This is a genomic window from Streptomyces albidochromogenes (assembly GCF_005981925.1).
Taxonomy (GTDB): domain Bacteria; phylum Actinomycetota; class Actinomycetes; order Streptomycetales; family Streptomycetaceae; genus Streptomyces; species Streptomyces albidochromogenes.
In genome coordinates this window covers 1-9706 of record NZ_VBVX01000260.1, presented here as the reverse complement: position 1 = coordinate 9706, position 9706 = coordinate 1, and the positions used below count along the sequence as shown (strand labels likewise).

The window sequence follows — 9706 nt, the reverse complement described above, 5'->3', positions numbered from 1 at the left end:
AGACCCGCCCGGGCCGCCCGCCGACGTACCCCCCGGTGAGGCGAGCCGGCGCGCGATCTCCAGTGTGGACGTCGAGTCGTCGAGCATCACCGCCATGCCGGGCTCGATGAGCCGCAGCGCGCGGTCGGCCACGGCGGCCTTCTCCGCGCGCATCGTCTTCAGCCGGTACGCGACGTTCGACTCGAAGACGCCGGACGGCTGGGCGGTGACCCCGCCCCGGAACTTCCGTACCAGGCCCTGGCGTTCGAGCTCGTCCAGGTCGCGGTGGATGGTCATCAGGCTGACGTCGAAGCGCTCCGCCAGTTCGGCGGCGGTCGCCGAACCCGCCGCGAGCACCCGCTCCGCGATGGCCGCCTGGCGGGGCGCGGGTCCGCGCTGCGGGTCGCCGCTCATCCGGTGATCCTTCGTCCCGGCCGGCCGGGCCCCTCGGTGCCGTCCGCCTCGAACAGCAGCAGGCTCTCCGGCCGTACGGACAGCCGCACCGGTGCGTCGGGCCGCAGCCCGGCGGCGTCGGCGCGCGGCGCGACCAGCGACAGGTGCTGGGCGCCGAGCCGTACGGTGACCTCCGTGGCCCGGCCGAGCACCTCGGTGATGTAGACGCTGCCCACGAGTTCGATGCCGCCGGGGCCGAGCGCCGACGAGCCCAGCGACAGGTCGCGCGGCCGGACCCCGATCTGGACGCGGGTCCCGGGCGCGGGCGGCCGTACGCTCCGGGCGGGCCCGGCAGCCGGTGTGATCCGCGGGATCTCGAAGAAGCGGTCGGCGGACACGAAACCACCGTCACGGGTGATCGTGCCCGGCAGCAGGTTGATGCGCGGCCTGCCGAAGGAGCGGGCGACGAACGTGTCGTACGGCTGGTGCCAGATCTCCTCCCGCGTCCCCGTCTGGACGATCCGGCCGTCCCGGATCACCCCGATGCGGTCCCCGAGCGCCAGCGCCTCCACCGAGTCGTGCGTGACGTACAGGGTCGTGGTGCGCCGGACCGCGCCGATGGCCTTCAGCTCGGCGCGCATCGCCTGGCGCAGCTTCGCGTCGAGGTGGGACAGCGGCTCGTCGAGGAGGAACGCGCGCGCGGGGCGCACCAGGACGCGGCCGAGGGCGACACGCTGGCGCTGCCCGTTGGACAGCCGGCCCACCGGCCGCTCCAGGAGCGCGCCGATGCCGAGCAGGTCGGCGACGGCGCCGACGCGCTCGCGCGCCTCGGCGGCCGGCAGCCGGTAGCGGGGGGAGCGCAGCGGGGACGCGAGGTTGTCGTACGCGCTGCGGTGCGGGTAGAGGGCGTACGACTCGAAGCACATCGCGACGCCCCGGTCGTACGGCTCGACGCCCGTCATGTCGGCGCCGTCGAGCGAGACCGTCCCCGACTCGGGCTGTTCGAGCCCGGCGACGGTCTTGAGCGTCGTGGTCTTGCCGGCGCCGGACGGGCCGAGGAGGCAGAAGAACTCGCCTTCCCCGACGTCGAGATCGAGGCCGTCGAGCGCCGTGTTCCGGCCGTACGCCTTGCGGACGCCACGCAGCGAGATGGCACAGGACATCAGGACTTCACCGCCCCGAACGACAGCCCGCGCACCAGGTACCGCTGGATGGTGAGCGCGAGGAGCAGCGGCGGGATCACCGACACCAGGGCGGCGGCCGCCGTCAGGTTGTACTTGGGACGGTCGCCGCCGAGGAAGGACAGCGCTCCGACCGTCACCGTCTGCGCCTGTGAGGAGGTGAGGATCAGCGGAAAGACGAAGTTGTTCCAGGCGAAGATGAACGCGAGCAGCGAGACCGCCGCGATGCCCGGCTTGACCAGCGGCAGCACGACCTTGAAGAACGCCTGCTTCCGCGTGTAGCCGTCGAGCAGCGCGGCCTGCTCCAGCTCGGGGGAGAGGTCGGAGAAGTACGAGCGCATGATCCAGACGACCAGCGGCAGCGTGACGAGCTGGAGCACCCAGATCATGCCGACGTACGTGTCGAAGAGGCCGAGCTTCTGGTACAGCACGAACAGCGGGATGATCACGGTCAGTTCGGGGGCGAACCGGAAGGACAGCAGCGTGAACATCAGGTTCTCCGAGCCCCGGAACCGCCACCGCGCGGCCGCGTAGGCGGCGGGCAGCCCGATCACCAGGGACAGCCCCACAGCTCCCAGGGACACCACCAGGCTGTTGACGAAGAACCGCAGGAACGGCACGCCCTCGTCGTTGCCCGCCCCGAGCACCGTCCGGTACGCGTCGAGGGTGGGCGTGAACGAGAAGTACGTGCTGAACAGCTCGTTGGCCGGTTTCAGCGACAGAATGATCATCCAGGCGATCGGGAAGAGCGCGAAGACGAAGTAGAGGATCAGTGCCCCGTCGGCGGCGACGGCGATCAGCCTGCGCTTCACTTGGGCACCTCCGCCGCCCGGTTCTGGATCTTCCCCAGGTAGCGCACCAGCACCATCGTCACCAGGTAGACCACGGCCCACAGCACGATCATGTAGCTGATCCCGAACGAGTACCGCTGGAAGCGGATCGCCTCCAGGTACGCCCGGATCTGGAGCACCACGGTCGAGTCACCGGGACCGCCCTCGGTCAGCGCGTAGATGATGTCGAAGACCTTCAGCGAGTCCATGAACCGGAAGATCACCGCGACCAGGACGTACGGCCACAGCATCGGCAGCGTCAGCCTGCGGAACGTGAACCACCACCCGGCCCCGTCCACCGCCGCGGCCTCGAACGGCGAGGCGGGCAGCGACCGCAGCCCCGCCAGGGCCAGGATCGCGACGAACGGCGTGTAGACCCACACGTCCACCGCGATCGACGACAGCAGCGCGCCCGCCGGGGTGTCCGTCCACTGCACGCCCCCCATACCGAAAGGTTCCAGCAGGTGGTTGACGACGCCGACGCTCGGCTGGAGCATCAGCTTCCACATGATCGCGGCGATCACGGGGGCGATCATCAGCGGCAGGATGAGGATCTTCTCCAGCACCCGTCCGACCCGCGTCGAGCGGTGCAGCAGCAGCGCGACGGCCACCCCGAGCACCGTCTCGAACGCCGCCGCCCCCACCGCGTACAGCACCGTGACCCAGGCCGAGTCCCAGAAGGACGACTCGCCGAAGATGCGCCGGTAGTTGGCGAGGCCGACCATGTCGGGCTGCGGCTTGCTCGCCGCGAAGTCGAAGACCGTGTAGTACAGCCCCAGCCCGAAGGGGTAGAGGATGCCGCCGGTGAGCAGCAGGGCCGGAACGATCAGCAGGTACGGCCGCAGCCCGCGCCGCCAGCGCGGAACGACACGCGCCGGCGGCCCGCTTCCCCCGTGCGAGGCCGCCCCGTGGCCGGTCTCGGTGAGGGACGACGACACGGAGCCGTCACCCGACCTTCGCGGCCAGGTCGCTCGCCAGCCCGTTCAGCACCGACGAGGCGTTCTTGCCGCCGTAGATCTCCTGGAGGGACGCCGCCCAGCTCGTCGTCGCGTCGAAGAACTGCTCCTGCGGCGTGAACTGGATCTTCGTCTGGTCGACGACCGTCTCGAAGGTCTCGATGAAGCCCTCGATCCCCTTCATCTTGTCCTTGTACGCCGCGTCCTGGCTGACGGACTTCCGCACGGGATCGATGTGGTTGCCCTCGACGGCCGCCTTGCGCAGATGCTCCTTGCCGGTCGCCCACTGGAGGAACAGCCACGCCGCGTGCTTGTTCCTGCTCCTGGCGTTCATGCCGAGCGACCAGATCCACATGTTCGTGGCGAGGGACCCGTCCGGCCCTTTCGGCCCCGGGTGGAAGGCGATCTTCCCGGAGGCGGGTGACGCGCCCTTCACCGCCTGGAAGTACGCGGCCGTATCGGCGTCGAACAGCATCCCGGCCTTCTTCGCGCCCAGGTCGCTGGAGCACTGGTACCAGGTGTACGACGTCCAGGACGGCGGCCCGCCCTTCCTGACCATCTCCGCCCAGTCCCGGGTGAAGGCCACGGCCTGCGGGGTGTTCATGGCGGGCTTGATCTTCCCGCCGTCGACCGTGAAGTCCTTCAGCCCGTAGCGCGAGTACATCGTCATGAAGCCGGGGTGGATCGTCGCCCAGCTGCGCGACCCGCGCACCGCCACCCCGTACATCCCGTCGAAGCCCGCTCCCGGCGCCCTGCGTTTGATGGCGCCGGATATCTCGCGCAGCTCGTCGAACGTCTCGGCGGGCTTCAGCCCCAGCTTCCTGAAGACCTCGGTGTTGTACGCGACGACGTTCGTCTCCCACCCCCACGGCAGCGCGTACTGCCCGCCCTGCCCGAGCGGGGCGCCGGCCTTGAGGGACCACTGGTCGGCCTGGAGCAGGTTCGGGAAGAAGTCCCCCTGGTCCCACTCGGCGCCGGTCGCCGAGGAGTTGCTCATCCACGGGCCGAGGTCCTCCAGCCACCCGGGCGGCCCGTACTGCCACACCATGTAGGCGCCGAGCATGAAGACGTCGTACGAGGCGCGACCGCTGGACAGGTCGACGGTGAGCTTGTCGAAGTAGTTGTCCTCGGGGAAGACGTCGTACTCGACCTTGACACCGGTCTTCTCGGTGAAGGACTTGAGGTCGGCGATCAGCGCGTCGGTGTACGGGTGCTTGTTCAGCAGCGCCTTGACCGTCCGGCCCTTGGCCTTCTTCCAGTCGAACGAGCCGGTGATGTCGTCGGCCGCCGACCCGCCGTTCCCGCCGCCCTCACCACCGCCGAAACCGGCACCGCAGGCACTGAGCAGCGGGGTGGCGGACGCGGCCGCCGTCAGGGCGAGGAACCGCCGCCGGTCATGTACGCCCATGTCCATCCCGACCTCCGCCACCACGTGCAGTCGATTGGTTAACAGAGCTTGGAACAGCGGTAGTTGACCGTCAATCCCTCGCGCAACGGAAAATCTCGGTGCACAGTGAGAAGTTCACACACGGCGCCGATACGCGCGGGAGGTTCGTGTGCGGTCCGACCGATCCCACGAGTCCGCCAAGGACCCGGCCTGGCTGGGCATCGACCTCGGCACGCAGGGCGTCCGGGCGGTCGTCGCGACCACGCGCGGCCACCTGCTGGGCAGCGGCTCGGCCCCGCTGACCGGCCTGCGCACCGGCGTGCGCCACGAGCAGGACCCCCGCGACTGGTGGACCGCCGTCTGCGCGGCGACCCGGGCCGCGCTCGGCGACGTACCCGCGCGCCGCGTCCACGCGCTCGCCGTGTGCTCCACCTCCGGCACGGTCCTGCTCACCGACGCCCACGGCCGGCCGCTCACCCCCGGCCTGATGTACGACGACGGGCGCGCCGCGCCGGAGGCCGCCGAAGCGGGCACACCGCCGAGCTGGGGCCTGCCGAAAGCCCTGTGGCTGGCCCGGCACCACGACGGCGCCGCACGTGCCGCCCGCCCCGTGCGGCTGGCGCACCAGGCCGACACGGTGACCGCCCGGCTGACCGGCGGGCCGGTCGCCACCGACTCCAGCCACGCCCTGAAGTCGGGCTACGACCTGGAGCGCGACACCTGGCCGGACACAGCCCTCGCCCTCCTCGGCCTCGCGCCCGCCCTCTTCCCCGACGTCGTACGCCCCGGAACCCCCCTCGGCAGGGTCACGACGCAGGCGTCACAGGAGACCGGCATCCCCGCCGGGACCCTGGTCGTCGCCGGGACGACCGACGGCTGCGCCGCCCAGATCGCCTCGGGCGCGCTGCGCGCCGGCGCCTGGAACTCCGTACTCGGCACGACGCTCGTCCTCAAGGGCGTGGCACCCGAGCCCGTCCGCGACCCCGCCGGCATCGTCTACAACCACCGCTCCCCGGACGGCGACTGGCTGCCCGGCGGTGCGTCGAGCGTCGGCGCGGGAGCCCTGAGCGCCGCCTTCCCCGGCGCCGACCCGGCCCGCCTCGACCGCCTCGCCGCCCGCCACGAGCCGTCGGTGGCGCTCGCGTACCCGCTCACCTCGCGGGGCGAGCGCTTCCCGTTCCGCGCCCCGGACGCCACCGCGTTCGTACTCGGCGGCGGTACGTCGCGGGGCGACCGGTGGGCGGCGCTGCTCCAGGGCGTCGCCTACACGGAACGCCTGTGCCTGGACTACCTCCACTACCTGGGCGCGCCGGTCGAGGGCCCGCTCACCTTCACCGGCGGCGCGGCGCGCAGCGCGTACTGGAACCGCCTGCGCGCCGACGTCCTGGGCCGCCCGGCCCGCGTCCCGGAGCAGACCGAACCGGCCCTGGGCATGGCGGTATTGGCGGCCCGCGGGGCGGGGGCGGCGGCCGACCTGGCGGAGGCGGCGCACTCCATGGTCCGGGTCCGCCACGTCCTCGAACCGGACCCGTCCCGCACCGCGGCCTTCGCGGACCCGTACGCCCGCCTGGTCGGGGTGCTGCGCCGGCGCGGCTGGCTCCCGGAGGCGGTCGCGGCCCACGCGCTGTCGAGGCTGGGGACGTGACCGGACGACGCGGACCCCCCGGCCTCCAGGGCCGGGGGGTCCGTCGCGCGCGCTGGCGAACGCCTCAGGCGTCCTTGGCCGCGCCGTCGTCCCCGGCGGGCTCGGCGTCGGGCTTCTCGCCGGCCGCCGGCTTCGCGTCCGCCACCGGCCCGGCGTCGGGCGCCGCGGCCACCGCCACCGCGCCCGGCTCGGCCATGGGCGTGCGCACCGTCTGGAGAATGAAGCCGACCACCGCGAGGAACAGCGTCAGGCCACCGCTCCAGTACAGCTGGAGCCGCGTCTCCTCCTCCCGGGCCATCAGGACGAACACCGCCGCCATGCCCGCGAGCGCCACCCACGTCAGCACCGGGTAGAACCACATCTTCACGACGAGACGCTCCGGCGCCTCCCGCTCGGTCCGCCGGCGCAGCAGCAGCTGGGAGACGGCGATGAAGATCCAGACGACCAGGATCAGCGCGCCGATCATGTTGAGCAGCCACTGGAAGATGTCGTTCGGCCGCCAGTAGCTGAGCAGCACGCACACGAAGCCGAAGACGGACGACACAAGCACCGCGACGCGCGGAACGCCGCCGAACACCGCGCCCAGCGCCTTCGGGCCCTGGCGGCGGGAGACGAGCGAGCAGGCCATGCGGGAGGCGCCGTACACGTTGGCGTTCATCGCCGACAACAGCGCGATCAGCACGACCACGTTCATGATCTGACCGGCGGCGGGGATGCCGAGGTGGTTCAGGGTCGCGACGTACGGTCCGTCCGCGACGACCGCCTTGTCGTTCCAGGGCACGAGCGTGACGATGACGGCCATCGAGCCGATGTAGAAGATGGCGATGCGCCACATCGCCGTGCGCACGGCCTTTGCGACGCCCTCGACCGGACGCTCCGACTCCGCCGCGGCGATGGTGACCGTCTCCAGGCCGCCGTACGCGAACACCGAGGCCAGCAGGCCGACGATGAGGCCCTCGGAGCCGTTCGGCAGGAAACCGCCGACGCCCGTGAGGTTGTGGGCGCCGGGCGCCGGCGTGTCCGAGCCGGGCAGGACGCCCAGGATCGCCAGGGCGCCGATGGCGAGGAAGACGGTGATCGCGCCGACCTTGAGCGCGGCGAACCAGAACTCGAACTCGCCGAAGTTCTTCACGGCCGCCAGGTTCGTCCCGCAGAACACCAGCATGAACAGGGCGACCCACGCCCACTCCGGGGAGTCCGGGAACCAGCCCACCATGATCTTCGCCGCGCCGATGCCCTCCAGGCCGACGGCCACGCAGAGCAGGAACCAGAACGCCCAGCCCGCCGTGAAGCCCGCCCACGGGCCGATCGCGCGCTCCGCGTGCACGGAGAAGGACCCGGACGCCGGGTTCGCGGCCGACATCTCACCGAGCATGCGCATCACGAGCATGACCAGCAGTCCGGAGATCGCGTACGCGACGACGATCGACGGTCCGGCGGCGGCGATGCCCGCGCCCGATCCGACGAAGAGTCCCGCGCCGATGACGCCGCCGAGGGCGATCATCGACAGGTGGCGCTGCTTGAGTCCGTGGGTGAGCGGCGAGTCGACCTTGTTGTCGACACCGCCGGCGGCGGCGACGTCCTCGACAGGCGCCGGCGCTGGAGTCCGAGACATGGGGGTGCCCTGTTCAGTAGCTGAGACCGGGGGGAACAGACGCCACAGTCTGAGTACGGGCACCGCTCACGGGGAACACTTGACCGCTATACGGACACCACGCTCACACCTTGTGAACGCTCACGCACGCCGCGCACGCACTTCCCTCACCAGCGCCACCACGAGCACCACGCCCGTCGCCCCGGCGGACCACAGCAACTGCGGCCGTGCGGCGTCGTCGGTCAGCATGAGCAGCAGGACGCCGCCGAGCCCGGCCAGCGTCACCCATGTCAGCCAGGGAAAGCCCCACATCCGCAGCGTCAGGGTCTGCGGAGCCTCCCGCTCGATGCGCCGCCGCAGGCGCAGCTGCGAGGCGGCCACCAGCCCCCAGACGAACAGCAGGACCGCGCCCACCGCGTTGAGCATGTAGAGGAAGACGGTCTCGGGCCACAGCAGGTTCAGCAGGACGGACAGGAAGCCGAAGGCCACCGAGGCCAGCACGGCCCGCCGCGGCACCCCGCCGCCCGACACGGTCAGCAGCCCCTTGGGCGCCTCGCCCCGCTCGGCGAGCGAGAACACCATCCGGGAGGACCCGTACAGGTTCGCGTTGAGCGCGGACAGCAGGGCGACGAACACCACGATGTTCATGATCTGCCCGGCGCCCGGGACGCCGATCGCGTCGAGCACGGTGACGTACGGGCTGAGCCCCGCCTGCTGCGCGGTCCAGGGCAGCACGGTGACGATGACCAGCATCGACCCGACGTAGAAGAAGAGGATGCGCCACACGGCGGCGCGTACCGCGCGGGCGACGTTGCGAGCGGGGTCCTCGGTCTCGGCGGCGGCGATCGTGACGACCTCCAGGCCACCGAAGGCGAACACCACGGTCAGGACACCGGAGACGACGCCTTCCCAGCCGTTCGGCAGGAACCCGCCCTGCCCGGTCAGGTTCGTGAAACCGACCGCCTCGGTCTCCGGCAGCACCCCGAACACGGCGAGCAGCCCGAGCCCGAGGAACAGCACGATCGCGCCGACCTTGAGCGCGGCGAACCAGAACTCGAACTCGCCGAAGTTCTTCACCGCCGCCAGGTTCGCGCCGGTGAACACCAGCATGAAGATCAGCACCCAGGCCCACTGGGCGATGCCCGGCACCCAGCCGTTGGCGATCTTCGCCGCGGCCGTCGCCTCCACCGCCAGCACCACGACCAGCAGGAACCAGTACAGCCACCCCACGCTGAAGCCGGCCCAGCGGCCCAGCGCGCGCTCGGCGTGCACCGAGAACGAGCCGGACGCGGGCATCGCCGCCGACATCTCGCCGAGCATCCGCATCACCAGCATCGCGAGGGTGCCCGCGATCAGATACGAGACGACGATGCCGGGTCCGGCGACCGCGATCCCGGCGCCCGAGCCCACGAACAGCCCGGCGCCGATCACCCCGCCGAGGCCGAGCATGGTCAAGTGGCGCTGCTTGAGCCCGTGGGCCAGCGGCTCGGCCTGGTCGTCGTGCATGTCGCTCGCAGCTCTAGGGGTTCATTTGGCAAGAACCTACAGTCTCACCGAGCCGCTCCTTTGGCGCAAAACTGGCCCCCCGCGCCTCCCACCTCAGTGACGAGCATCACGCCACCCACTGATTGCGCACGCCTCTTTGTACGAACCCCACCACCGGATCAACATCGCCTTTGTCGGCGACTGATGGTGATCGCTCGCTGACTCCTGGGCTACGGTCACGAGGTCCTCTCTGCCC

Annotated in this window: 8 protein-coding genes; 1 reads left to right on the top strand and 7 read right to left on the bottom strand. The window is 71.2% G+C overall.

What is annotated here, in order from left to right; all coding sequences use genetic code 11:
- The 5 genes from E2E34_RS26340 to E2E34_RS26320 form a co-directional block, all read right to left on the bottom strand.
- Positions 1-393: DeoR/GlpR family DNA-binding transcription regulator (locus tag E2E34_RS26340; protein ID WP_138904408.1), on the bottom strand; the 393-nt coding region annotated here is incomplete at its 3' end.
- Positions 390-1535 carry an ABC transporter ATP-binding protein gene (locus tag E2E34_RS26335; RefSeq protein WP_138904407.1) on the bottom strand — a complete coding sequence of 382 codons (1146 nt, stop codon included), beginning with the start codon at positions 1533-1535 and terminating at the stop codon, positions 390-392. The genes E2E34_RS26335 and E2E34_RS26340, both read right to left, overlap by 4 nt.
- Positions 1535-2365: a carbohydrate ABC transporter permease gene (locus E2E34_RS26330; protein ID WP_138904406.1), complete on the bottom strand. Its 831-nt coding sequence runs from the start codon at positions 2363-2365 to the stop codon at positions 1535-1537. Before E2E34_RS26330 ends, E2E34_RS26335 begins: the two co-directional genes overlap by 1 nt.
- Positions 2362-3321 carry a carbohydrate ABC transporter permease gene (locus E2E34_RS26325; RefSeq protein WP_167518393.1) on the bottom strand — a complete coding sequence of 320 codons (960 nt, stop codon included), beginning with the start codon at positions 3319-3321 and terminating at the stop codon, positions 2362-2364. Before E2E34_RS26325 ends, E2E34_RS26330 begins: the two co-directional genes overlap by 4 nt.
- Before the next feature lie 7 nt (positions 3322-3328).
- On the bottom strand, positions 3329-4747 hold the full coding sequence (locus tag E2E34_RS26320; RefSeq protein ID WP_244316121.1) for an ABC transporter substrate-binding protein: 1419 nt from the start codon (positions 4745-4747) through the stop codon (positions 3329-3331).
- A gap of 148 nt (positions 4748-4895) precedes the next feature.
- Here E2E34_RS26320 and E2E34_RS26315 point away from each other — a divergent pair, with 148 nt between their 5' ends.
- Entirely contained in the window at positions 4896-6371 is a 1476-nt protein-coding gene (locus tag E2E34_RS26315; protein WP_138904405.1) for an FGGY-family carbohydrate kinase, read from the top strand.
- A gap of 64 nt (positions 6372-6435) precedes the next feature.
- Here the strand turns inward: E2E34_RS26315 and E2E34_RS26310 are convergent, their stop codons facing one another.
- Together E2E34_RS26310 and E2E34_RS26305 are read right to left on the bottom strand one after the other, a co-directional pair.
- On the bottom strand, positions 6436-7986 hold the full coding sequence (locus E2E34_RS26310; RefSeq protein WP_138904404.1) for an amino acid permease: 1551 nt from the start codon (positions 7984-7986) through the stop codon (positions 6436-6438).
- 120 nt (positions 7987-8106) lie between these two features.
- Entirely contained in the window at positions 8107-9471 is a 1365-nt protein-coding gene (locus E2E34_RS26305; RefSeq protein ID WP_138904403.1) for an amino acid permease, read from the bottom strand.
- Positions 9472-9706: the final 235 nt, after the last annotated feature.